This is a genomic window from Candidatus Poriferisocius sp., from assembly GCF_965214065.1.
Lineage (GTDB): Bacteria > Actinomycetota > Acidimicrobiia > Acidimicrobiales > Bin134 > Poriferisocius.
In genome coordinates this window covers 80,150-103,742 of record NZ_CBDCAT010000023.1, presented here as the reverse complement: position 1 = coordinate 103,742, position 23,593 = coordinate 80,150, and the positions used below count along the sequence as shown (strand labels likewise).

Below are 23,593 nucleotides of genomic sequence, written 5' to 3'. Positions count from 1 at the left end.
AGCACCGATAAAGGGGATTGCCATGGCGCTGGCCGAGTTGGAGCCGCTGAACACCGACGAGGAGTATCGCCTGCTGATCGGGGGTGAATGGGTTGCTCCCGGGGCGGGCACCTACGAGATCGTCGATCCCAATACCGCCCGGGTCGTCGGCCACGCCCCCGAGGCGTCGATGGCACAGGTGGCCGACGCGGCCGCGGCAGCCAAAGCCGCTCTGCCCGGCTGGCGGGACACGCCCATGGCTGAGCGGTGCGCCCTGCTAGGCCGGGCCGCCAATCTGATCGATGAGCGGATCGGCGGCTTGACCGGGTTGGTGCAGGGGGAGACCGGGGCCACCATCAACATCACCGAGGCCGTGCAGCTGCCAGCGTGCGGCGAGCGATTCCGTCAGTACGAGATCCCCGTGGACCTGGACGAGTCAATGACGCCGTACCCGGTGGAGGCCAACCCGCTGGGGCCTGCTGGTCTGGCCGGGGCCCATGTGATCCGCCAGCCCGTGGGGGTGGTGGCCTGCATCACCTCCTACAACTTCCCTCTGGTCAACGTGTCGGGCAAGGCGGCGCCCGCGCTGGCCATGGGAAACACGGTGGTGATCAAGCCGGCACCCCAGGATCCACTGGCCATGATCAAGGTGATGGAGATAATCGAGGAGGCCGGATTCCCGCCGGGGGTGGTCAACATCATCACCGGCTCGGGGGCCGCGGCCGGGGCCGGCCTGGTTACCTCGCCCGATGTGAACATGGTGAGCTTCACCGGCTCCTCCGCGGTGGGGGTGAAGATCATGGAGGCGGGATCAGCCACCATGAAGCGCCTGCTCATGGAGCTGGGCGGCAAAGGAGCCTGCATTCTCACCGACGACTGCGACGTGGACGCGGCGATTGGGGCCATTGCCTCGGTGTGGGGGCTCCACAGCGGCCAGATTTGCACCGCGCCCACCCGGGTGATCGTCCATCGCTCCCGCTACGACGAGCTGGTGGACAAGCTGACCGCGGTAGCCGGAATGCTCAAAGTGGGCGATGCCCTCGACCGGGAGACGATCGTCGGGCCAGTCATCACCGAGACCCACCGCAACCGCGTTGAGCACTTCATTGCCAGCGGGGTGGCCGATGGGGCCACCTTGCAGTGCGGCGGTGGGCGTCCAGACCTGCCCGGGTATTTCGTGGAACCCACTTTGCTGGTGGATTGCGAGCCCGACATGCGCGTGGTCCAGCACGAGATCTTCGGGCCAGTGGTGGCCGTGCTGGCCCACGACGGCGACGACCACGCCGTGGAGCTGGCCAACGACAGCGACTACGGCCTGTTCAGCTACGTGTTCGCGGGCAGCACTGCCCGGGCCTTCGAGGTCGGCCGACGCATCGAATCGGGCAACGTCGGCCTCAATTCACTGGCCCCTCACGTCCACGCCCCCTTCGGGGGCTTCAAGATGAGCGGTGTGGGCCGCGACCGGGGCGTCTTCGGCCTCCACGCCTACAGCGAGATCCAAGCCCTCAGCTGGCTGGCCAAGTAGATCTCGTTCCTGTTTGATGGAGACCCCAGCAATAGGCCGGGTTGGATTCATCGGGCTGGGGAACGTCGGCGGGAAGCTGGCGGCCAATTTATTGCGGCAGGGGTTCGACCTGACTGTGCAAGATCTCGACCGGGCCGCGGCTGAGCCACTGCTGGCCCAAGGGGCACGGTGGGCTGACAACGGCCGGGAACTGGCCCAAATCAGCGACGTGATCGTGACCTGCCTTCCGTCACCCGCAGCTTCGGCCGAGGTGATGGAGGCTCCCGACGGGGTGATAACCGGACTCCGACCAGAGACGATTTGGCTGGAGATGAGTACTACCGACGACGCTGAAGTCCGCCGCCTCGGTGAGTTAGTGGAGGCTGCCGGTGGCATTCCGCTAGATGCGCCGGTATCCGGGGGCTGTCACCGGGCCGCCACCGGCAACATCGCCATTTTGGCGGGTGGCGAGAGAGCGGCTTTCGAGCGGGCGATGCCGCTGTTGGCGGCCATGGGCTGCGAGATTGTGCACACCGGGCCTTTGGGGAGCGCGTCGGTGCTCAAGGTTGTGACCAACTATCTGGCTGGAGTGCATCTGTTGGCTATTGGCGAGGCCCTCATGGTGGCCAAGAAAGCAGGACTTGACCTCGCCACGGTCTACGAAGGTATCCGGGTGTCGTCGGGCAACTCCTTCGTACATGAGACCGAGAGCCGGGTGATCTTGAACGGCAGCTACAACGTCAACTTCACCATGGACCTGGAGGTCAAAGACCTCTCTCTGTTCGATCATTTAGGCGCCAAGTTGGGCGTGCCACTGGAGCTGTCGCCGCTGGCGGTGTCAATCATGCGCGACGGCCTGGAACGATACGGCCCCCGAGCGTGGTCGTCGATGATCGTGAAACGACTAGAAGACGCCTGTGGAGAAGACCTGCGAGCCCCCGGCTTCCCCGCCGAGCTCATCGATCAGGAACCGCCCACTACCGGCCACGAAGTAGCACGACCAGCCGTTTAACCACTAAATCGGCCGGTGGCCGCCGGGATAAGGGGCGGTGGCGTCAAGGGTCATCACCGTGAGACCCAGTTCGTCGAGGAGGGGGAGGCTGGACAGGATTTGGCCGCAGCAGTCGATGGGGCAGTCGCAGAGGGCCACGGCCGCTTCCACCATGGCCTCCATCGACTCGATCTGGTCGGGGCGCAGGATGTTGCCCACCAGCTCGTCGGCGCCCTCGGACAGCACCGCGGCTTGGGGTTCGATGGTGTTGATGCGGATGTTGCGGGGGTGCAGCTCCACGGCAAGAGCGCTGGTCATTCGGTTGAGGGCTGCTTTGGTAGTGCCGTAGAACCCGAAGATGCCTTTCACGCCATCGGCGGGGAATGGCGGGCCGACGGCCAGGTTGGCGGTGGCGCTGGAGAGGTTGACGATCCAACCCTCTCCAGCGTCTTCCATGTCGGGCAGCACCGCGTCGATGAGGTCGTGGGGGCCGAGCAGGTTGATCTCCAGCATGAGGCGCCGTCTCTTCAGCGGGTAGCCCACCATCGGCTGGTAGATGGCGGCGGCAGCGTTGTTGACCAGGATGTCGATGGGGCCGAGCGCCTCCCGGGCTTGGGACACGATGGTCGCCCGGCTGTCGGCGTCGGCCAAGTCGGCCTGGATGGCGATGTGGATGCCGGGGTGGGCGTTGAGCTCGGCCAGCGTCTCGTTGAGCGAGCCGGGCAGGGTGGGGTGGGAATCCAGGGTTCGAGCGGTGATGGCCACGTTTGCCCCCTCGGCAGCCAGCCGCTGGGCAATGCCCTTGCCGATGCCCCGGCTGGCTCCGGTGACGATGGCGTTCTTACCTTCGAATCGCTTCATGGCGAGCATCCTAAGTTCACCGGCGTTCACACTTTGCAGTGGGGCGCTTCCAACTGCTCTGTCTCAAACCGCCGGTACTAGGGTCTCCACCCATGTTGAGCGAAGGTACGAAGGCCCCGGACTTCACTGCCCCCGACCAGGACGGCAACGATCTGGCTTTGGCCGATCTGCGGGGTAACTGGGTGGCGTTCTGGTGGTACCCGAAGGCGTCCACCCGAGGTTGAACCATCCAGGGACAGGGATTCCGTGATCGAATCTCCGAGTTTGAAGCCCTCGACGCAGTTGTGGTGGGGGCGTCGTTCGACTCTGTTGAAGACCAAAAGGGCTTTGTGGATGGCGAGGACTTCCCGTTCAAGCTGATCTCCGACCCTGATCGGACCGTCGGGCGGGCCTATGACGCCGAGCGGACCGAAGGCGAGCCCTACTTCGAGCACGGCCTGCCCCGTCGGATCAGCTACCTGATCTCTCCCGACGGCACCGTGGCCAAGGCCTACGACCTAGAGGGCCAAGATCTGGCTCAGCACGCCGCCGAGATCATCGCCGACATCAAAGCGCTCAATTAATGGCCCAGGGCTAACTCAGAACTCGATGACCCAGCGGCCTCGGGTGCCGCCGGCCTCCAATCGGGCGTGGGCCTCCGAAGCGTTCTCCATGGGGACGGTGCCAGCCACCCGCAGGGATACCTGATCGCCTTCGGCCTGTTGGCGCAAGCGGTCAAGCTTTGCCTGCTCCTTGAAGTAGTCGAACACCCAGGTGACGTGGAATTGGATGCCCCGTTCGCCGTTGCCCGGCCACCCTCGCACCGAGGCGAAGCCTCCCCCATCGCGCACCGCGGCTACCAGCAGCTCCATCTGCACTGACCCGTCGGCTAGCCCGTCCACGCCGTCGGGGGCGTGTTCTCGGATACGGTCGGCCACGTCGTCGCCCCGGCGCACGATCACGTCGGCCCCGAACGAGGCCACCAGCTCCTCGTCGGCCTCGGAAGAATCGGCGATCACCCGCAGACCGTCGGCTTTGGCCAGCTGCACCATGTAGCCGCCGTAGCACCCCGCCGCGCCAGTAACTGCCAGGGTCTGGCCGGGCTGGAGGGCGAGCTGATCGAGGCTCAGCCGGGCGGTGAGACCGTTCATGGGCAGGGTGCTGGCCTCGGCGAACGACACTCCCTCTGGCATCCGAGCCACCGATTCGGCCGGCAGCACCACATATTCCGAATAGGCCCCGTGGGAACCCCGAGGCAGCACGATGGCCATGACATGATCGCCCACTTGCAGGTCGGTGTCGGTGCCCTCTCCGATCTGGTCCAGCACCCCGGCTACGTCCATTCCGGGCACGTAGGGCGGCGGGCCGGTCTTGGCCTGGTCAGCGGCCCGAAGACCCGAACGCGCAATGGTATCGGTAGGGCTGACCGCGGTGGCCCGCACCCTAATCCTCACCTTGCCGGGACCAGCCTCTGGAGTGGGGAGCTCCACCACTTCCAGCGCTTCTGGTCCGCCGTACTCGATAACGCCTACTGCTCGCATGGGCCGAGAGGCTATCGACTCTTCGCCGGGCACCGTGACTCAATCCCAGCACCGGACTTCATCGTCGTCGCGCCGCCCGCAGACGCGGTTGGGGCATGTCTCTGTGACACGTCACTAGGAGGCAGAGCGGGCTGCCACCACGTCGGAGAAGTCGACGAAGGAGCGCAGAGTATGGCCGCCGTCCACGGTGATGAACTGGCCGGTGGTGAAGCTCGACTCTGGGCCGGCCAGAAAGCGGATGGCCTCGGCGATGTCGTCGGGGCGGCCGATGCGCTGGAGGGGCTGCTGGTCGAGATACTGGGCCACCACCGAGTCGTTGTTCACCAGGCCTTGGGTGGTGTCGGTGGCGGTCAGCCCCGGCCTAACTGCGTTGACCCGTACCCCGAGAGCGCCCAGTTCGTCGGCGGCTACTCTCACCAGGGCGTCCACCCCAGCCTTGCCCGCGCAGTAGGCGGCCAGGAAGCGGCAAGATTGGATGGCCGCGGTGGACGACACCGCCACGATGGACCCGCCCCCCGCGTCGGCCATGTGCTGTCCGGCGTGTTTGATCATGATGAAGGGGGCCACCACGTTGAAGCTGACGATTTCGGCGACCTGCTCTGGCTCGTAGTCGAGCACTGCGGCCATTGCGCCTCCGCCGGGGACCGACACCGCCATATCCAGCCGCCCGGTGGGCTCAGCGGCCAGATCGACTGCGGACAGCACCTGGTCGCCATTGGTGGCGTCGCAGGTGGTCCAGCGGATGGATCCGCCGGTCTCGGCCGCTAGCGGGGACAGTTCGTCGGCCGTCTTTTGGAGGTGGCTCGAACTGCGGCTGGCGATCACCACATGGGCGCCGTCGCCCACCAGCAACCGAGCCGTGGACCGGCCGATGCCGCCCGCACCCCCCGTAACCAGGGCGGACATTTCGGCAAGGGGCAAGCTCTCAGACTGGATGCTCATTAGTCGGCGACTCCTTCGCGAACGACGGTGCACAGCAACTCGGCGTGGCGGTGGGCCAAATCGTCGGGCATGCCGGCGATGCTGGCCCAGCAGTATGCCTCCACCATGGGGATGCCCTTTGACAGGGCGCGCAGATGCTCGATGGCTTCATCGGGGGTGAGCACCTCCATCGGGGAGATGACCCCCATGGTGCTGCGGCGCTCCCGCAGCTTCTCCACCGTGAGCGGGCTGGGGGTCTTGCCGGTGCCCGACGCCCCCGCGGCCCGGTAGGTATTTAGCTGCCACGCCAAGTGGGGCAGGATGCGCTCGTAGGCCTCGTCGGGATCGTCGGCCACCACCATGCTCACCACCCCGGCCATTTTGGCCATGCCCGGATCGTGGCCTGCCTCGGCCAAGCCCTGGGTATAGGGCTCGAGCGACGCCGGGTTGATGGACAGCAGGCCGCAGCCCAGCCGCCCGGCCCTACGGGCGCCCTGGGGGCCGTTGTAGCCCAGCCAGATGGGGAAGGGATTCTGCACCGCCGGTGGGGTGACGACGCCTCCATCTAGGAGCTCCCGCACCTCTCGCACCCGCTGGTCGGTGATGGTGTAGCGCTTGGACAGGTCGGCCCCGTAGGCGGCGAACTCGTCGGAAACGTAGCCCGCGCCCAGCCCGAGGTCTATCCGACCGTTGCTGATCTGGTCGGCCACCGCGGCCTCTTCGGCAATTTGGGGGGCGAGGCGCAGCGGGGCCAGCAGCACGGCGGTGCCGATCCGCACCCGCTGGGTTCGTGCCGCCACCGCGGCGGCGAAGGTGAGGGGCTGGGGCAGATAGCCGTCCTCGAAGAAGTGGTGCTCGCTGAGCCACACCGAGTCGGCCCCCCACTCTTCGGCTTGGACGGCCAGCTCCAACGACTGCCGGTAGAAGTCGGGCCAGGGCTTTTGCCATTCCGGCGGATTCCGCAGGTCCAGGTAGATGCCAATGCGCATCCTGTGACCCTACTGATCCTGGTTGGCTCTACTCGTCTTGAGTGGCAGGAGGCATCCAGTCGGGCCAGTGATCGGCGAGGGTGAGAGACCATTCTGGCGGGCGCTTCTCCAGAAAGGCCATCACTCCCTCGGTGGCGTCGGGCTGGCCCATGACATGGAGGTGGATGCGCCGCTCCCTATCATTGATAACTCCCTGGTCGCCGGGCGAAGTGGTCCACAGCAGCCGTTTGCTGAGGGCGACCGAAACCGGGGCCACGTTTACGGCGATGTCCTTGGCGGTCTCCATGGCGGCGGGCAGCACCTTGCTGGCATCGAGGGCGGCCGTTGCCAGCCCCATCTCGGCCGCCTCGGTGCCGGTGTACATCTTGCCGGTGAGCAGGATCTCCAGCGCCTTGGCGTGGCCAACCGTGCGAGGCAGGGTCCAATGGGAACGGAAATCAGGCAGCACTCCTCGGCGGTTCTGCACGATGCCCCATCGGGCGTCGGCCGCGATGTAGCGGATATCGCATTGGAGGGCCATGGTCATGCCCAAGCCCACGGCATGACCGTTGATGGCGGCGATGACCGGCTTGCGCACGTCCCAGGGATGGAACTCGAGGGCGTCGGAGCGGAATCCGTCGGGGTTGGGGGTGCCGAACACCCCCGGTCCGCCGGAGAAGTCGGCGCCCGCACAGAAGGCCCGACCCGCCCCGGTGATGACCACTGCCCGCACCTCCTCGTCGGCATCACTGCGGCGCAGGGCGTCGGACAGCTCGGTGCCCATCAGAGAGCTGAATGCGTTGAGCTTCTCCGGGCGGTTCAGGGTGATCACCGCCACCTGGTCGTCGACCAACAGGGAGATGTCTTGGTAGTCGTCAGTCACTAGTGCTGGTATCTCCTCAAGGCTCGGGGGATGGTAACCACGCCGGCACCGGCAATCAGCACTGCGGCGATGGTGGGGATCCACATCCAGGCCGGGGGGATGTCCAGTTCGAAGAAATTCCGGGCCCACGGCCATACCATCACCAGCAAGTAAGACCCGGCCATGGCCGCGGCCAGACCGATCTTCCACGGGCGCAGCGGACGGCTGATTACCACCAAGATCACCAGCCCCACTCCCAGCAAGGTGAACGTGGCCACCGTGCGGGCCTCTGGCAGGGTCACTTCGTCGTGGCGACGGGCGATCTCGTAGACGAAAAACGACGCCACCGCGGCCAGTACCCCAGCAGGGATCGAGAACCGCAGCACTCGGGTCAGAAAACCGGGGCGGATCAGCTCGGTGCTGGGGGCCAGGGCCAAAAACAGCCCGGGCACGCCGATGGAAAAGGTGCCCACGAGCGTGAGATGACGGGGAAGGAACGGGTACTCCACTGTGAAGATGCCCACCAGCACGGTGAGCAGCACGGCATAGGAGGCCTTGGTCACGAACAGGTTGGCTACCCGCTCAACGTTGTTGATCACCTTGCGCCCCTGGGCCAGCACCTCCGGCAGAGTGGCGAATGAGTTGTCGAGCAGCACCAACTGGGCCACCGCCCGGGTAGAAGCCGACCCGCTGCCCATGGCGATGCCCATGTCGGCGCTTTTGAGAGCAAGCACGTCGTTCACGCCGTCGCCGGTCATAGCCACGGTGTGGCCTCTCGACTGGAGCGCCCCCACCATGGCCTGCTTCTGCTGGGGGGTGACCCGTCCGAACACCGCATTTTCAGCAAGTGCCCTGGCCATTTCGTCGGTGTCGTCGGGCAGGTCACGGGCATCCATGTGGTTGTGGGCGTTGGGGATGCCGGCCCGCTGGGCCACCGCGGCCACCGTGGCGGTGTGGTCGCCGGAGATCACTTTGAGGTTCACCCCCTGCTCCCGAAAGTAGGCCAAGATCTCGGGTGCGTCAGGGCGAATAGTGTCTTCCAGCAGAATGAGGGCCAGCGGAGTCCGGCTCTCAGGCAGGGTCTCGTCGGCCAGTGGTTCGGGGCTGCGGGCCAAGAGGAGAGTGCGCCGGCCCGCCTCGGCGTGTACCGCCACCCGGCTCATCACATGGGGAAGATCTCCGGCGATAATATCCGGCGCCCCGAGATAGAAGGCCCCGTGGCTGCGAAACTCCATGGCCGACCACTTGCGGGCGCTGGAGAACGGGGTGGCGCCTACCGGGGCCCAGCCGCCCGCAGTATCGCCGTCGGGGGCCGTAAAGGCGTCGCGCACTGCCAGCATGGTGGCGTTGGGGGCTTCGTCGCCGTGGGCCATGGCCCCGAGAGAGGTGGCCACCAGCGCGGGATCAACTCCGGGCAAGCTCTCCACCTCGCCGAAGCTGATGTGGCCGGTGGTGATGGTGCCGGTCTTGTCCAGGCACAGCACGTCGGTGCGGGCCAGCAGCTCCACGGTGGCCAGCTCTTTGGCCAGTGCCCGGCGGCGGGCCAGGGCTACGACCCCGGCGACAAATGAAAGGCTGGTGAGCAACACCAGACCGTCAGGGACCATGGCCACCGCGGCGGCCACCGTGCCCTGGAGGGCGTTCTGCCAACGATCCTCGGTGTCGAGCAGCACCAAAATCAGCAGCGCCGATGCCGGAGGGATGATGATGATGAGCCAGCGCAGCACGGTGTCGATGCCCCGGCGCAGCTCGCTGTTGACCAGAGTGAAGCGCCTGGCCTCTTCCGACAGGGAGCTGGCATAGGACTCGGCACCGATACGGGTGGCCTGGTACCTCCCGCTGCCCGCGGCTACGAAACTGCCCGATAGCAACTCGTCGCCAGCCTCTTTCTCCATGGGATCAGCTTCTCCGGTGAGCAGTGACTCGTCGGCCTCCAGCCCGGAAGAAGTCAGGACCATACCGTCCACCACCACCTGATCGCCGGGGGCCAGCTCCAGCACTTCGTCGGCCACCACCTCGCTGACGCCAACCTCGGAGACCTCACCGTCGCGCACCACCCGGGCCTTGGGAGCGCTGAGCACTGCCAGCCTGTCCAGCTCGCGTTTGGCCCGAATCTCCTGGGCCACCCCGATGACCGCGTTGGACACCACCACTCCCACAAACAGCCCATCGCGGGGGAACCCGGCGATCAAGATTGCGGCAAAAAGCGCCAGCATGATGCCGTTCACCGGGGAGAACACATTGGCCCGCAGAATCTGGGGCAGCGTGCGCACCGGGGCATCCGGCACTTGGTTGGTGCGCCCCGCGGCCACTCGCTCAGCCACCTGTTCGCTGGCCAGTCCTCTCGCCGGATTCACCTCGGCTGTCGGGTGCGGAGCGGTCTCAGGGGCCATCAGGCTTTGAAGCTATCGGCTCTGAATGGGTGCGGTCAGACTTGTACTGGCTCACTGCCAAATACGCAGGGAGCCCTCAAGGGTTGCGGCGGCTATCGACAGCGTGCCGTCGGGGCGGGTCAGCACGGCGATGTTGGTGGCCAGCGTTCCACCCAGGGGACGACTCCACATGTCCACGGCTCCATCGGCGCCGTGGCGGACGCCGGCGATATTCTGCCGGTCGAGGGTGGGCACGATCACCTCTATGTGGCCGTCTCGGTCGACGTCGGCGGCCAGTACCTGCTCGAGGTTGCGGGACCCGAATTCGTGAGACCGGTAGCCCGTGCGGGTGGCCACCACCGGCAATTCGCTCCCGACCAGAGACAGAAACCGGACCGAGCCGTTGTCGTCGGGATAGAGGATTTCGACGATCTCGACCTCTTCGTTGGGGCCAAGCGGGCCCACGGCCACCAGTTGCCGCCAGCCCAATAGGCGGTCCACCGGATCGCTGGTTGCCACCACCCCGCCGCCGGTGCTCGATGCCACCACTATCCAGGCCTCCCGGTCGTTGCTGACAGTAAGGGCCACGTCGTCGATCCCGTCGCCGTCCACATCGGCCAGCAGGGGAGCGATGGACTCGATGACGTCATCCTCAGATCGATAGACCGTCTCGACCTCGTTCACCCCCACCGTCACCACCACGGCGGTGGTCGCCTCGAGATTGTCGCCCAGGGAGGAGTGGGGATATCGGTCGGTCGGCTCGGCTAGTACGAGCACCTGTTCGGGGCTGATCTGGACGACTCGGGAGTCGGGCAGAACCTCAAGGTCGGGCCGCCACAGGGTGCCGTCGGGCTCAAGGACGGTGAGCCGTTGAAGATTGTCCACATAGACGGCGCGGCTTCCGGTCAGATACACGGGAATGCTGTTGGGTGACGCATTGGCCGGCGTGGTGGCCAGGCGCACCGAACTGCCTTGAACAGCCAGCACCGGCGGCTGGCCGGGGATCAGCCGTTCGCCGGGGACGTTGATCTCAACCGGCTGACCTCCGACGGGAACCTGGTAACCGACCACCGTCCCGTCGGCTAGGGCCACCACCCAGACGTCGCCGTCGGGTGTGCTGGCGCCGGTTACCCACGTGGGGTTGCTGCCGAGATTTATGTCCTTGGTGGTTACCTGCTGAATGAATCCTGTGCCCAACCCCAGGCCTGTGGCCAACCGGTTGCCATCAGGCTGGAACACGGGGTCGGCGTGAGTCACCGGGCCGAGGTCGGCGGGCAGCGAGGTAGTCGGGACAGGCGTCGATGAAGGCTGGGGAGCGGCTGTAGCGATCTCGACTGGGGAGTCGCCCGAACCGAACCCGCAAGCCCCGATGAGCGCGGCGGTGAGGACAACGAGGGCGGCGACGAGCACGGCCGGCGCCCGGCGCAACACCGCGGGCTCGCGGGTGGCGCCGCGGCTCATGTCCGCTCGAACCGCCAGCCGCCCTCATGCAGGGTGAGGCGATGCCGGGGACCGGGCACGCTGGCGTCATTGGTGTCGTAGCCGGCGTCGCCGTGCCACATCGACACTGGGACCTTGCCGTCGAGGCCGATGTGGGTGGCGTAGTGCGGAATGTCGCCGGCTCGGCCGCGTGCCGCGGTCAAGGCATGTTCGACGGTGGGATGCTCGGCCAACTCCATCAGGGTGACGAAAGTGGGCGGGACCATATCGATCTCGCCGACGGCGTGGCGGGCCAAGGTGTCAGCCGGTCGCCACCAAGCGTGTTCTTTGATCTCGCCGCCGTCCACGGTGACTGTGCCGGCGGGCGCGGGGGCGAGGAAGAACCAGGTGGCGAAGCGCTTGTCAATGGTGGTGGGAGGCACCCAGTGGGAGTAGGGCACCAGGTTGTCAATGCCAATGTCCAGGTTGGCCTCCTCGGCGGCTTCTCGCACTGCGGCGGCCCGGCTGGCCGCGAAAACGTCATCTGGTTGCCCGACGGGGTAGTCGTCGTCGTCCACCCGGCCGCCGGGGAACACCCACATGCCGCCGACGAAGCTGAGCTGGGAATTGCGCCGCATCATCAGGGTCTCCAGCCCTCCGGGGGCGTCTCGCAACAAGACCACGGTTGCAGCCGCAACCAATTCGGGGGCGTTGTCGTCTTGGCCGGCCCAGTCGGTGAATCGCTCGCGCCCGGCGCTGCGGGGGTAGTCGCTCATGGGGATTCAATTCCCATCATCCGCGCCCGCACCTCGGGGTCGGTCACGAACACCGGGGCGTTGTCGTCGCCCAACATGGCCAGCTTTACCGACATGCCGCCGTCCACTGCCAGCACCTGTCCGGTGATGTAGCTGGCCTGGGGGCTGAGCAAGAACACCGCGGCAGCGGCGATCTCGGCGGGATGGCCTCGGCGGCCGAGGGGAATGGCCCGTTTGGCCGCTTTAGGGGACTCATGGTCCCCGGCTCGGGGAGTGGTGATGGTACCGGGGGCAATGGCATTGACCCTGATGCCGTGGCCGCCCCACTCCACAGCCATGGTGCGGGTGAGGGAGTTGAGCCCGGCTTTGGCCGCCCCGTAGGCGGCTAGGAAGGGCTGGGAGGCCAGGCTGCTAACGGAGGAGACGTTGACCATGGCACCGCCGGTGCCCGCGTCGATCATGGCCCGGGCCACAGCCCGGTTGAGGAATGCCACATAGCGGAGGTTGTTGGCCATGACCCGGTCCCAGCCCTGGTGGTTGATGTCGACCAGAGGGCCGAAGTCCTCGATGCTGGTACCGCCGGCCACGTTGATGAGCCCGTCGATCCTGCCATGGGCATTGAGTGCGGCCTGGACAATGGCTGCTGGGGCGTCGGGCTTGGTGAGGTCGGCTTGGACTTTGACCACCGGGCGGGAGAGCAGGTCGAGCTTGTCCAACTCCTCGGGAGACTGCTCCACAACCACCACTTCGGCACCGGCAGCCAGCGCGGCCTCGCAAGAACAAGTGCCCATGCCACCTCCTCCGGCCCCGGCCACGATCACAATGGCACCGGTGAGATCGACAACAGGATCAGCCATCCCCCTCACCCTACGGCCTGTCGCTCGGTGTGCTGAGTCGCGCAGAAATCATCGGCTTGGCGGCAACCCTGGCATGATGAGTTGCCAGAGGCCCAGAACGAGGGGTTGTGACCATGAAAGAGCTCAAGGGCAAGGTCGCGGTGGTTACCGGTGCGGCCAGCGGGATCGGGTTGGCACTGACCAAGAAGTTTGTTTCCGAGGGCATGCCGGTGGTGATGGCCGACGTGGAGGAGGAGGCATTGGCTGCATCGGCCACCCAACTCGGGGCCGAGGGCGCCGATGTGCTGGGCGTGCTGTGCGATGTGAGCGACGCTTCCTCGGTGCAGGACCTGGCCGAGCAAACCCTGTCGTCATACGGCGGGGTGCATGTGGTGTGCAACAACGCTGGCGTGGGGCCGGCCGGAATGATGCTGGAGACCACTCCCGAAGAGTGGGAATGGATCGTGGGGGTGAACGTGATGGGCGTGGCCCACGGGGTGATCACGTTTGCGCCGCTCATGGTGGAAGCCGGGGAGGGACACATCGTCAACACCGCGTCGGAGGCCGGACTAGTCACCAACGGCTTACTGGGCATGTATTGCGCCACCAAGCACGCCGTTGTGGGTCTTACCGAGTCGCTGTGGCGAGAGGTGCATCCCCAAGGTGTCGGGGTGTCGTGCCTGTGCCCCAATCTAGTGAACACCCGGATATTCCACTCCGAGCGCAACCGTCCCTATGGAGCGGAGCTGACTGCCACGCAGAACGCCATCATAACCCCGCTGCGGGAGACCCTCAGCGCTCGGGGCATTGCTCCATCGGATGTGGCCGCCAAAGTGGTGGATGCCATCACCGAAGACCGGTTCTGGGTGTTCACCCACGACATCACCCCAGAGGCGGCCGCGGTGCGGTTCACCGACATTGAGGCCCGCCGCAATCCCACCGATCCCTATGCGGGAATGGAGTTCTAGCTCGGTCTCCTCCAGTCGCTTCGGGGTCCCTTGGCCGCGGTGGACTAAATTCTTGTCATGGCTGTAGTGGACCAAGCTCCCCGTCTTCCCCTGTTCGACACCCTGGACTTCGACGATTTCCATGCCGATGAGCTGCCCCGGCGCCTGGCCGAGGGCCATGGAGCGCTGGCCGCGGATATCGGAGCCGGGGCCCTGGCTAAGAGCTTCGCCTGGCGGCTGACCGACGGGCGGTCGATTACCTATGCGATCGGCGATAAGGGAGTGGAACTCCGCCCCGGCGACGACGCCGAGCTGGTGGTGGAGGTCAGCGAAAAGGACTGGTCGAACTACGTGGCCGAGCTGTGGACTTGGGTCGGCTTGCTGTATGCCGAGGCCGCCGAGATGGTCCGAGGTGATTTCGGGCTGTTCGAGGACTTCGAGCCGGTTCTGTTGGCCATGTACCACGGTCGTCCCCTGTATGAGGGGTGGGAGCCCACGGTGGACCTCTCACGGAGCTTCACCCTTGACGACGACCACGAGGAGATGAGCCGGTTCCTCGACGAGGCCGGATTCCTCCACATCCAAGGCGTGTTCAGCGCCGAGGAGATCGAGGCCCTGCGGGCTGAGGTGGAGCGCCAGCGGAGCGCAGCCACCCCCGAAGATCACCGCTCCTGGTGGGCCACCAACGCCGATGGCGAGGAAGTGTGCTGTCGGGTGACCCACATGGACGACCGCAGCGAGCTGATGCTCGGCTTGGTCGGCGACCGCCGTTTGGACGGTATCGGCGCGCTGGGCGGAGACGACTTCGCCGCCTATCCCGAGCGGGGCGACGGCGTATCGGTAGTCATCAAGCTGCCCAGCATCGTGGAGGGCTTGGCCGACCTGCCCTGGCACCGGGACTGCGGCACCGGCGGGCACTCCGTCACCTGTCCCACCGTGAGCATCGGCATACAGCTTGACGAATGCTCAGAGGCCAACGGCCAACTCCACTACCTCGCTGGCTCCAACAAATCGTCCAACCGCGCTCGCCGGGTGAGCGACGACTGGCCCACAGTGGCCATCAGCGCCTCGCCCGGTGACGTGACCGTCCACTACGGCCACACGATGCACGGCGCCCCGCCCCCCGCCGCGGCCCCCGAATCCGGCGGTCGCCGCACCATCTACGTGGGCTATCACAAGCCCCTTTGGGCCGAGTTCATCCCCCCCGGCCAGGGCTACAACGACATCTTGTTCAAAGACGGTGGGCGCATCATGAGCCCCGAGGAATTCCAAGAGCAGAGCGGCTAAGCAGCCGCCTGGCTGTCCGGCCGTTCAGCGAACCAGCAGCCGGTCGACGATCTCTTCCAACAGGGGTTCGAGTTTCTTGGCTACGGCGTCGGTGTCTTCGCTGAGGTAGTCGTGGGGGATCACTACTCGGGGGACATCGGGCAGGCCCAGGGAGCGGGCCACTGTGTTGGCGGCCACCGTGAAGGGCTCAGTGACCACGGTGACGGTGGGGATGCCCAGCCTTTCCAGGTTCACGGCGTCGAGCACACTGCCCGACGTGCATGAGCCTCATTTAGCCAGGCCGTTGACCACCCCGGCGCAAGCCCGGAACGAGGCCAGCATGTCGTCGCCAGCCGGGCGGCTGAGCACTGGTTTGTGCTGGCGGACCACCGCAGTCACATCCAGGCGGTGGCGAAACTCTCTCTCCAGCACTTCGGTGTAGCGGGTGAAGTCGGGCCCCGATGAGGGGTTGTACTCGTTGACCAGGAATCCGATGATCAGCGGCCCCTGGGTGTGGCCCCTCCGGGGGGCCAGTTCGCCGTCGTTGACCACCACCTCGCCTCGGGGATCAACCAGCTCGCCGATCAACTTCACCCTCTAATCCTGCCAGTTCCCTCAGTCCAGCGCCCGGCTCACCGCGTAGCCGCCCAGATTCCCCCAGCCGGCGCACACCGCCATCCAGGGGATCGACTCGGCCCCGGTGACCATCACGTGGATGTCCTCGGGCCGCTCGGTGACCGGCACCAGCGTGTTGGTATCGTCGGCGTCTACCCAGTCGGGCCACCAAGCATAGGGGGGAACTCCGGGGGAGAGCAGGTCACCGATGCGCCGCCGGGCCTGCTGCCACAGCTCTTGTTGCACGGCGGTCCGGTCGTAGCCCTGCTCAGCTAGGTGGCGGGCCTCGTTGGGGGTCAGCACCACCAAGGTTTCGCCCATGGTGTGGGTGTTGTTGCACCCCTTTATGGCCATGGCATCGGCTAGCTGGGCCAGGCGATTGACGGGAGTGTCGTCGGCCCCCCACATGGCCACGCTGGTGGGGGACTCGCAGGCGAACACCGTGATGCCGCTGTCGGAATCGATGCTTCGGTCCTGGTGCAGAGCTGGCCACGGGCTGGCCGGCGATTCGGCCACGCAGAAGGCGTAGCGGCCGGGATGGCCGAACACCTCTTTGACCGGTTCGCCGGGAGTGGCCCCACCGGCGTTCCACAACAGCAATTTGATGGCTCGGCCGATAGCCGCGTTGGCGTGGGCCCCGCCGCCGCTGAATACCGACTCGGTATGGGCCATTTCGAGCCGCTCGACCGCCGGACCCGACACTATGACCAGTGGCCAGCACGGATGGGTGGTGGTAACCACCCCCCGCAGGTTGAAGCGATCCTCCAGCATGGCCTCGACGGCGATCAGCACCACCTCGAAGTGCTCGGGCTTGCAGCCGGCCATGACCGCATTGGCCGCTACCACTTCCACGGTGGCCGCTCCACCCCGCGGCGGAATGGCTCCCAACAGCTGTTCGGGGTCCCGGCCCGAGGCAGCAACAAGGGCGTCTACCGCCGCTCGAGTGGGGGGATACACCGGCAGTCCGTCGGTCAACCCTTCGGAGTGGGCCAGCTCCACCCACTCCTCGATGGTCTCGGCCGCGGTTATCGCGCTCATCGGCTCAATCCCATCCGAAGAGCCGCTTGGGGTTGGCCTCGAAAATCGCCTGCTTGGCGTGAGCATCCAAATCGGTACGCCCGGTCACGCCGGTCACGCTGGTGGGGAATCCGCTGTCCCAGTGGGGGTAGTCCGACGCCCACACGATGATGTCGCTGCCGATCTGCTCGATCACCTGCGGCAGCCCGTGTTCGCCCTCGGTGGACACGAACAGCCGCCCCTCGGCCAGGTACTCGCCGGGCGGCTTGGTGATGGCGTCAAACTCGTGGCTCCGGTACTCGTAGTGCTCGTCCAAGCGCTCCAGGGTGTGGGGCACCCAGCCCACCCCGCCTTCCAACAGGGCCACTCGCAGCCCCTTGAACCGCTCGAACACCCCGCCGCAGATCAGCGTTGTGGCCGCGAACATCAGATTGAACGGGAACTCGATCACGTGGAGCTGGGCGTAGGCGTCGGTGAACCGGCTGTTGGCGAACCGGCAGCCCCCGGCATGGAACCCCAAAGGCACATCCAGCTGCTCGGCCAGGTCGTAGAGGGGATCGTTGTCGGGGTGGTCGGGGTTGCGGTCGCCCACCGCGCAGGGCACGGTCAGCGACACGAATCCCAACTCGGTCACGCACCGCTCGGCCTCGGCCACGACCTCATCCATCCACTTCAGGGGCAGTGCCGGAGTGCCCCGGAGCCGGTTGGGGTCGGCGGAGCACCAGTCGGCCAGCCAATTGTTGTAGGCCCGGCAGCAGGCGATAGTGAGGTCTCGGTCTGATCCGGCGTATAGGCCGAGCGACATGGCCCCGTACAGCACGGCGATGTCGATACCCTCGGTATCCATGTCGGCCAACCGCAGCCCGGGGTCCACCCCGCCCTCGCGGAGGGTTGTCGACTCCCTGATGCCCTCGGGAGCCCAGGCCCCTGTGCCCGTGCCCGGAGGGATCACCTTGCCCTCGATCACGTATCGGGTGGTGTCCCGCTCGTCGGTGATCAGCCGGGGCCGCTGTTCGTGGAACCTGGCCGGCAGGTACTGCTTCCACAGCTCGTCGGGCTCGAAAACGTGGCCGTCCACGTCGATTACCAGATGCTCCGGCATCCTATGAAGCTAACCCCTCCGGGGTGCAGTGGCCCGCGCCGGGCGGGCAGTGCGTAATCTTCTGCCCATGGTCAGCCTTGGAGTCCTTCCCCACATGCACGAGTCGGTCGTCACCGATCCCCGCTGGGTTACCCAGTTTGCCCAAGCGATGGATGAAGAGGGAGTGGAGTCGATTTGGACCGTGGAGCACGTGGTGGTGGCCAACAACTACGAGCCCCGCTACTCCTACTCGGAGTCGGGCCGCATGCCCGGCGCCCCCGGTGTGGTGATGCCCGACCCGCTGGAGATGCTGGCGTTCATGGCCTCGGTTACCGAGCGGGTGAGGTTGGGCACCGGGGTGGTGGTGCTTCCCTTGCACCCGCCGGCGGTGATGGCCAAGCGGGTAGCTACCCTCGACGCCCTAAGCGGCGGCCGGGTGATCCTCGGGGTGGGCAGCGGCTGGCAGGTCGAGGAGTACGCCGCCTGCGGGGTGCCCTACGAGGGCCGTGGCGATCGGCTAGACGAGTGCATCGGCGCCCTTCGGGAGCTGTGGGCTCCCGGCTACCGCACCTACGAATCCAACGCGGTGAGCTTCACCGAGTGCGAGAGCCTGCCCAATCCGGCTCAGCCCGGTGGGCCGCCCATCGTAATCGGGGGCAGCACCGGGCGGGCGGCTCGGCGTGCCGGGCGCATCGGCGACGGCTTCTACCCCTATGTGATCTCTCCCGACGACTATGCCGACCGAGTGGCCACCATCCGGGCCACCGCCATCGAGCACGGCCGGGATCCTGAGGCCATCGAGATGACGGTGTGGCCGGGCAGCTACAAGCGGGGCGGTTCGTTCGACTTGGGCCTCATAGAGAAGTACGCCGAGTCGGGCCTCAACCGGCTGATCGTGTCGGCCGCCGAGTCGGGCAGCACCGACATCGACGACATCCGGAGATTTGTCGCCCGCTACCAGGGCGAAGTCCTGGACAAGATAAGAGGATAGCCATGGCATTGATTACTCAGATCGGCGATGTGAAGGTGACCCTGGTGCGGGAGATCCTGCAACCGGTTCCCCCCGAGGGAATGTATGTGGAGCCTGACATGGCGGTATTCGAGGCCAACGCCGACTGGCTGGCTCCTCAATTCTTGGACGAGTCCGGCGACCTCGCCCTGTCCATCCACGCCCTGGTGTTGGAGTCGGAGGGCCAGACCGTCATGGTGGACACCTGTATCGGCAACCGCCCCATCGAGATGCTTCCTGAGATGAGCCCTCTGGGCGACGGGTTCCTCGACGAGTTGGCCGCCGCCGGGTACGAGCCCGAAGACATCGACATCGTGTTGTGTACCCACCTGCATTTCGACCACGTGGGCTGGAACACGATCATGGTGGACGGCCAGTGGGTGCCCACCTTCCCCAATGCCCGCTACCTGTTCGGTCGCACCGAGTACGAGTATTGGGACTCCGGTGCCGAGGGTGCCGCCATCACCTTCGGCGACGCCGTGCGCCCGGTGCTCGAAGCGGGCCTAGCCGACCTGGTGGACAGCGACCATGCGGTGACCGATGAGATCAGCCTCGAGCCCTCGCCCGGCCACACCCCCGGCCATGTCAGCGTGCGCATCTCATCCGCAGGGCAAGAGGCGGTGATCACCGGCGATCTCGTCCACCACCCCGTGCAGTTCGCCGCCCCCGAGTGGGTGATGACCGCCGATGACGACCCACCGAGAGCCTCCGCCACCCGAGTGGAGTTCCGCGACCGCTACGCCGACTCCGGCGTCCTAATCTTCGGCACCCACTTCGCCGGCCCCAGCTGCGGCCACCTGTCAAACGCCGACGGCCGCTGGGTATTCACCGCGAAGACGTAAGCAGGGAGCCTCATCCTCCTGAAACAGAGGCGCGGGCCATGATGCGGCGGGAGGGGTAGTAGTCGTTGGCGCCGTAGTGCTGGACCGCCTGGTTGTCCCAGATGACCACGGTGTTTGGCGCCCAGCGAACGCGGCAGTGGTATTCGGGGATTTCGGCTTGGCGGCAGAGCTGGTTGAGCAGTTCGTCGCTGTCGTCGACTGGTGAGCCGTCGGCGTCGATCAGCTCGGTGGTGAACCCTGCGTTCACGAACAAGGTGAGGCGGCCGGTGCGGGGATGGGTACGGGCCACTGGGTGGACGACTGGAGGGACTTCGGCCCGTAACTTGTCCAACTCGTCGCCGTACTTGTCGGCATAGGAGCTCGTCGTCCACATCAGCCAGCGACAGGCCGCTCAGCTCAGTGCCAATGGTGGGGCCACCGGGGACACTTCGAACCGCTCAAATTGGGCTGGCTCCCAGCCATCGGGTAGCCGGTGCATGACCCGAGGACCATCGGGATGACGGCGCACAATCCCCATTGTGGCCGACAGCCTTTTGCCTCAGTCAGTGGAGTCGCGTTCGGCAAAGATGTCGGTGGCGATCTCGAAGGCCTTCATGGCCGCCGGGAAGCCGGCGTAGATGGCGGCTTGGATCATGACCTCGCATATCTCGGTTCGGTTGAGGCCGAAGGAGTCCAAGCCCATGATGATGTGCTCGCGGATGGCGAACTCGTTGCCCAATGCAGTCATCATGGCGATGGTGGCCAGGCTGCGCTCCCGTCGGCTCAGCACCGGACGACCCCACACCGCCGAGGGCCCGACCCTCAACATCTCCATCACGTCTTCGCGGACTTCCTCAGGAATCGGCAGGCGGCTGAGCACATCAGGTTGACGAGGTTCAGTCATGGCCCGACCGTACCCCAACGGTGGCTACTGGCCGCACGCGGTGCGCGAAATTCACTGTGCCGAAGCTTCTGCGACCGGCAACTCCCCGGCTCCGTGGTTGGAAGTCCAGCATTGATGCCAATACTTGTAGCCTATGGGGATCGGTCCTGAGGACAAGGCATGACCATCAACACGGACTTCCTGCTGAGGTGCATCGGCACTTTGGAAGCTGCCCACGACTGCGGTGAGCATTTTGCCGAGGCCACCCTCAAACTTCTTACAGATTTCATTGCCGATGCCAGGGAGCTAGCCGAGGTCATAGCGGAGCCAGTCGGTGGCTGACCAGCTCCATTTGCTGCCCCGCCACCGAGAGCAGATCCAGGCGCTGCTGCAAGAGCACGTACCCGAAGCCGAAGTTTGGGCCTATGGCAGCCGCGTCAACGGCCAAAGCCACGATGCCAGTGACCTTGACCTAGTGCTTCGCGACCCGAATCTCCAAAAGATTGACGCATGTCAGCTTGCAGACTTGAGCGAAGCGTTCACAGAGTCCAACATCCCCTTCCTTATCGAAGCCCGCGACTGGGCGAGACTGCCTGAGAGCTTCCACCGGGAGGCTATTCAGTGGTTCAAGAGGCGGCAAAGGAGGTTCCCTTTCTTGGCGGTGATTAGGCGTTTTGCCGATCGAGGGCGCCAGCCACTGCGGCGCCCGCGGTTACGCCGCAGGCGGCGGCCCATAGCCAGCTGAGGGCGGCGAGGGTTCCGGCGGTGGCCACGGTGATGGCGGTGCCGCCGAGGGTCCAGTTCACGGCCACTGCGGCGATGGTCGATACCGCTGAGAACCAAAGGGCTGAGACCAGGCCGCCGATCAGGTCGTGGCGAAGGGGGCGCCGCGGGCAGGCCATTTTTTGCACAAGGGTGAACACGGCCACCGCGGCCAAGAAGCCGGCGATCGGCGCAAGGCGGTGGTCGACCCACACCGCAATCGCAGTGGGACCGGCGATCAAAGGGACGGCCCCGATCAGGAGCCAAAATCCGGCAAATCTCTCCAGCCACCACGACCGGCGGGACTCGCCCCGCACCCGTCGGACAGCCCGGCAAGTGGCGGCCGCTGCCCTCATGGTGCCCCACACCGCGACCACCGCGGCGATTGACGTGGCGGCCACCGGCGCCGACACAACGTCGGCGAACTCCTCGCCGATGGTGCTGTCAACGTCGCCGAGCGCGGTCTCGCCGGCGTCGGCCAGCCACTCGTTGAACCGGTCGGCGATCCGATCCGAAACCGCCCGAACCGTCGAGGCGATGGCGGCCGCGGCCACGGCCGCGGGGAACAGCGACACCGCCGACCAGAAGGCGATCTCCGCCGCGCCAGTGCCGCCCTCGCCCTCCTGCCAGCACTTGATTGATTGCTTGATGAGGGAGCCGATGTCCACCATATCCCAGAGGGTAGCTACGGTTGCCGAATGGCATTCACAAGGCGGCGAATCGTAACAGGTCACGACGCATCGGGAGCACCGGTCATCATCTCCGACGGACAGGCCGAGTCGAGCTTCTTGGGACGGAGCACGGCCAGCATGTGGTATGTCGGTCAGCATCCCGTCACCGTGGACGACGGCGGGGAGGAGCCAGAGGGCATAACCGATTTCGTCCCTCCGCCCGGGGGGATCTCGTGGCGGTTCTTTTCGCTGAAGCCCTCGGGAGGAAAGGCGATCGGCCCGCTCGACGATCCTCGGTTCGACCAAGACCGGGTCGGCTTTCACGCCACCCCCACCATCGATTTCATCGAGATCATTTCAGGCCAGATCCGCTTGGAGCTGAACGACCATTGGGTGGAGCTCGAAGCGGGCGGCTGCGTCATCCAGAGGGGCACGTGGCATCGGTGGATCGTCATAGGCGACGAGCCCTGTGTGTTCAGCGCCACCATGCTGGCCGCCACCGAGGGTACCGATCCCGGGTTTGCCGGGGCATCTGTCGGCACCGTGGGTCCTCGGCGGATCGTTACCGACAGCGACGGGGTGTGCGCCGATGGGCCCCCCGGAACCGCCACCCAATCCGAGGGCGGGCTGGTAACCGCCGAGCTGTGGCACACCTTCGCCCCGGTGGCCAGCGAGCTCCAGGGCGGTGATGCCCCGGTTTCGGAGATGCAGCTCAACCCGCCCGGCGGAGGGGTCACCTGGAAGCACGTGACCATCCCGGCGGCCATGGCCGACCGGGCGGCCATGATGCACCAGACTCCCACCATCGACTTCGTGCGGATCGCCCAGGGCACCGTCGATTTGGAGCTGCCCGGCCAGCCCCCGGTACACCTTGCCGCCGGTGACTGCGTGATCCAGCGGGGCACCGAGCACGCGTGGCGAAACACCGGTGACGGCCCCTTTACCCTCTCGGCGGTGATGGTCGGGGTGGGCAGTGGCTGATCAATCAAGGGCTGAACTAGATCCCCGGCTCCAGTCCCTGGTCGACAAGGACGAGATCACCGACACCATCCACCGGGTGGCTCGGGGTACCGACCGGCTCGACAAAGAGCTGATCATCTCCGGCTATCACCCCGACGGGTTCGACGACCACAACAACTTCCGTGGCAGCCCGGTGGAGTTCGCTGACTGGGTGCAGGAGGTGCTGGCGGCCTTCGACTACACCCAGCACCTGTTAGGCCAGTCCCGCATCCAACTGGAGGGGGACGTGGCCTTCGGGGAGACCTACTGCAACGCCCACCATGTGGTGCATCCCACCGAGGAGGGGCCGGGCTCCGACATGCGCATGGGCCTGCGCTACGTGGACCGGTTTGAGCGGCGCGACGGAGGACCTTGGCTGATCGCCACCCGCATCTGCGCTTTCGAATGGCGCTATACCCTCACCCTCAATTACTCGTTCCCCTACGACGACGACTTCACCATCGGCTACCGCGACCGCTCCGACATCACCTACACCCGGAAGGGCCTGATGGGAGAGCCTCGGGGCTAAGCAGA

Annotated in this window: 26 protein-coding genes and 1 pseudogene; 11 read left to right on the top strand and 16 right to left on the bottom strand. The window is 66.1% G+C overall.

Annotated features, from left to right (window positions below; all coding sequences use genetic code 11):
* Positions 1-22 precede the first annotated feature (22 nt).
* Positions 23-1,504 carry an aldehyde dehydrogenase family protein gene (locus ACOOGG_RS01930; RefSeq protein ID WP_420431731.1) on the top strand — a complete coding sequence of 494 codons (1,482 nt, stop codon included), beginning with the start codon at positions 23-25 and terminating at the stop codon, positions 1,502-1,504.
* Positions 1,505-1,520: 16 nt separating this feature from the next.
* Positions 1,521-2,495, top strand: a complete 975-nt coding sequence (locus ACOOGG_RS01925; RefSeq protein WP_420431729.1) for an NAD(P)-dependent oxidoreductase — start codon at positions 1,521-1,523, stop codon at positions 2,493-2,495.
* Between the two features lie 3 nt (positions 2,496-2,498).
* Here ACOOGG_RS01925 and ACOOGG_RS01920 read toward each other — a convergent pair whose 3' ends face one another.
* Positions 2,499-3,335 (bottom strand): SDR family NAD(P)-dependent oxidoreductase, encoded by an 837-nt coding sequence (locus ACOOGG_RS01920; protein ID WP_420431727.1) that lies wholly within the window; start codon positions 3,333-3,335, stop codon positions 2,499-2,501.
* A gap of 92 nt (positions 3,336-3,427) precedes the next feature.
* Between ACOOGG_RS01920 and ACOOGG_RS01915 the strand changes: the two genes are divergently transcribed.
* A complete protein-coding gene (locus ACOOGG_RS01915; protein WP_420431725.1) occupies positions 3,428-3,898 on the top strand; it encodes a peroxiredoxin in 471 nt (156 codons plus the stop codon).
* Positions 3,899-3,913: 15 nt separating this feature from the next.
* Here the strand turns inward: ACOOGG_RS01915 and ACOOGG_RS01910 are convergent, their stop codons facing one another.
* From ACOOGG_RS01910 to ACOOGG_RS01875, 8 genes are all read right to left on the bottom strand, one after another.
* Positions 3,914-4,855: a quinone oxidoreductase family protein gene (locus ACOOGG_RS01910; protein WP_420431723.1), complete on the bottom strand. Its 942-nt coding sequence runs from the start codon at positions 4,853-4,855 to the stop codon at positions 3,914-3,916.
* Positions 4,856-4,969: 114 nt separating this feature from the next.
* The gene (locus ACOOGG_RS01905) at positions 4,970-5,797 is read right to left on the bottom strand and encodes an SDR family NAD(P)-dependent oxidoreductase (RefSeq protein ID WP_420431721.1); all 828 of its coding nucleotides are present in this window, start codon (positions 5,795-5,797) and stop codon (positions 4,970-4,972) included.
* Positions 5,797-6,765, bottom strand: coding sequence for an LLM class flavin-dependent oxidoreductase (locus ACOOGG_RS01900; protein ID WP_420431719.1), 969 nt, complete (start codon positions 6,763-6,765; stop codon positions 5,797-5,799). The genes ACOOGG_RS01905 and ACOOGG_RS01900 overlap by 1 nt, the downstream gene beginning before the upstream one ends.
* Before the next feature lie 28 nt (positions 6,766-6,793).
* On the bottom strand, positions 6,794-7,627 hold the full coding sequence (locus ACOOGG_RS01895) for an enoyl-CoA hydratase-related protein (RefSeq protein ID WP_420431717.1): 834 nt from the start codon (positions 7,625-7,627) through the stop codon (positions 6,794-6,796).
* Positions 7,627-9,999, bottom strand: coding sequence for an HAD-IC family P-type ATPase (locus ACOOGG_RS01890; RefSeq protein WP_420431715.1), 2,373 nt, complete (start codon positions 9,997-9,999; stop codon positions 7,627-7,629). The genes ACOOGG_RS01895 and ACOOGG_RS01890 overlap by 1 nt, the downstream gene beginning before the upstream one ends.
* 51 nt (positions 10,000-10,050) lie before the next feature.
* Entirely contained in the window at positions 10,051-11,439 is a 1,389-nt protein-coding gene (locus tag ACOOGG_RS01885; RefSeq protein WP_420431713.1) for a hypothetical protein, read from the bottom strand.
* The gene (locus ACOOGG_RS01880; RefSeq protein WP_420431711.1) at positions 11,436-12,173 is read right to left on the bottom strand and encodes an NUDIX hydrolase; all 738 of its coding nucleotides are present in this window, start codon (positions 12,171-12,173) and stop codon (positions 11,436-11,438) included. Before ACOOGG_RS01880 ends, ACOOGG_RS01885 begins: the two co-directional genes overlap by 4 nt.
* Positions 12,170-13,009: an SDR family NAD(P)-dependent oxidoreductase gene (locus ACOOGG_RS01875; RefSeq protein WP_420431709.1), complete on the bottom strand. Its 840-nt coding sequence runs from the start codon at positions 13,007-13,009 to the stop codon at positions 12,170-12,172. Before ACOOGG_RS01875 ends, ACOOGG_RS01880 begins: the two co-directional genes overlap by 4 nt.
* 113 nt (positions 13,010-13,122) lie before the next feature.
* On the opposite strand from ACOOGG_RS01875, the gene ACOOGG_RS01870 reads away from it, so the two are divergent.
* Both ACOOGG_RS01870 and ACOOGG_RS01865 read left to right on the top strand, forming a co-directional pair.
* Positions 13,123-13,956: an SDR family NAD(P)-dependent oxidoreductase gene (locus ACOOGG_RS01870; RefSeq protein ID WP_420431707.1), complete on the top strand. Its 834-nt coding sequence runs from the start codon at positions 13,123-13,125 to the stop codon at positions 13,954-13,956.
* A 57-nt stretch (positions 13,957-14,013) separates the two neighbouring features.
* On the top strand, positions 14,014-15,222 hold the full coding sequence (locus tag ACOOGG_RS01865) for a phytanoyl-CoA dioxygenase family protein (RefSeq protein WP_420431705.1): 1,209 nt from the start codon (positions 14,014-14,016) through the stop codon (positions 15,220-15,222).
* A gap of 24 nt (positions 15,223-15,246) precedes the next feature.
* Here the strand turns inward: ACOOGG_RS01865 and ACOOGG_RS01860 are convergent.
* The 4 genes and pseudogenes from ACOOGG_RS01860 to ACOOGG_RS01845 form a co-directional block, all read right to left on the bottom strand.
* Positions 15,247-15,477 (bottom strand): annotated as a pseudogene (locus tag ACOOGG_RS01860) (UGSC family (seleno)protein); the annotation flags it as partial.
* A 12-nt stretch (positions 15,478-15,489) separates the two neighbouring features.
* Positions 15,490-15,795: a hypothetical protein gene (locus ACOOGG_RS01855; RefSeq protein ID WP_420431703.1), complete on the bottom strand. Its 306-nt coding sequence runs from the start codon at positions 15,793-15,795 to the stop codon at positions 15,490-15,492.
* 21 nt (positions 15,796-15,816) lie between these two features.
* Positions 15,817-16,854, bottom strand: coding sequence for a hypothetical protein (locus ACOOGG_RS01850; protein ID WP_420431701.1), 1,038 nt, complete (start codon positions 16,852-16,854; stop codon positions 15,817-15,819).
* Positions 16,855-16,858: 4 nt separating this feature from the next.
* Complete coding sequence (locus ACOOGG_RS01845; protein ID WP_420431699.1) at positions 16,859-17,935, bottom strand: amidohydrolase family protein; 1,077 nt, start codon at positions 17,933-17,935, stop codon at positions 16,859-16,861.
* A 67-nt stretch (positions 17,936-18,002) separates the two neighbouring features.
* Here ACOOGG_RS01845 and ACOOGG_RS01840 point away from each other — a divergent pair, with 67 nt between their 5' ends.
* Positions 18,003-18,905: an LLM class F420-dependent oxidoreductase gene (locus ACOOGG_RS01840; protein ID WP_420431697.1), complete on the top strand. Its 903-nt coding sequence runs from the start codon at positions 18,003-18,005 to the stop codon at positions 18,903-18,905.
* Between the two features lie 2 nt (positions 18,906-18,907).
* Entirely contained in the window at positions 18,908-19,765 is an 858-nt protein-coding gene (locus ACOOGG_RS01835; protein WP_420431695.1) for an MBL fold metallo-hydrolase, read from the top strand.
* A 10-nt stretch (positions 19,766-19,775) separates the two neighbouring features.
* Here the strand turns inward: ACOOGG_RS01835 and ACOOGG_RS01830 are convergent, their stop codons facing one another.
* Positions 19,776-20,138, bottom strand: a complete 363-nt coding sequence (locus ACOOGG_RS01830; RefSeq protein ID WP_420431693.1) for a TauD/TfdA dioxygenase family protein — start codon at positions 20,136-20,138, stop codon at positions 19,776-19,778.
* 165 nt (positions 20,139-20,303) lie between these two features.
* Positions 20,304-20,648 (bottom strand): carboxymuconolactone decarboxylase family protein, encoded by a 345-nt coding sequence (locus tag ACOOGG_RS01825; RefSeq protein ID WP_420431691.1) that lies wholly within the window; start codon positions 20,646-20,648, stop codon positions 20,304-20,306.
* A 159-nt stretch (positions 20,649-20,807) separates the two neighbouring features.
* Here ACOOGG_RS01825 and ACOOGG_RS01820 point away from each other — a divergent pair, with 159 nt between their 5' ends.
* Both ACOOGG_RS01820 and ACOOGG_RS01815 read left to right on the top strand, forming a co-directional pair.
* Complete coding sequence (locus tag ACOOGG_RS01820) at positions 20,808-20,969, top strand: hypothetical protein (protein ID WP_420431689.1); 162 nt, start codon at positions 20,808-20,810, stop codon at positions 20,967-20,969.
* Positions 20,962-21,372, top strand: a complete 411-nt coding sequence (locus ACOOGG_RS01815; protein ID WP_420431687.1) for a nucleotidyltransferase domain-containing protein — start codon at positions 20,962-20,964, stop codon at positions 21,370-21,372. The genes ACOOGG_RS01820 and ACOOGG_RS01815 overlap by 8 nt, the downstream gene beginning before the upstream one ends.
* On the opposite strand, the gene ACOOGG_RS01810 is transcribed toward ACOOGG_RS01815, so the two are convergent.
* Positions 21,293-22,060, bottom strand: coding sequence for a YhjD/YihY/BrkB family envelope integrity protein (locus tag ACOOGG_RS01810; protein WP_420431685.1), 768 nt, complete (start codon positions 22,058-22,060; stop codon positions 21,293-21,295). The genes ACOOGG_RS01815 and ACOOGG_RS01810 overlap by 80 nt on opposite strands.
* Positions 22,061-22,087: 27 nt before the next feature.
* Here ACOOGG_RS01810 and ACOOGG_RS01805 point away from each other — a divergent pair, with 27 nt between their 5' ends.
* Both ACOOGG_RS01805 and ACOOGG_RS01800 read left to right on the top strand, forming a co-directional pair.
* Positions 22,088-23,041, top strand: coding sequence for a cupin domain-containing protein (locus ACOOGG_RS01805; RefSeq protein ID WP_420431683.1), 954 nt, complete (start codon positions 22,088-22,090; stop codon positions 23,039-23,041).
* A complete protein-coding gene (locus tag ACOOGG_RS01800; RefSeq protein WP_420431681.1) occupies positions 23,034-23,588 on the top strand; it encodes a nuclear transport factor 2 family protein in 555 nt (184 codons plus the stop codon). Before ACOOGG_RS01805 ends, ACOOGG_RS01800 begins: the two co-directional genes overlap by 8 nt.
* The last annotated feature ends 5 nt before the right edge of the window (positions 23,589-23,593 follow it).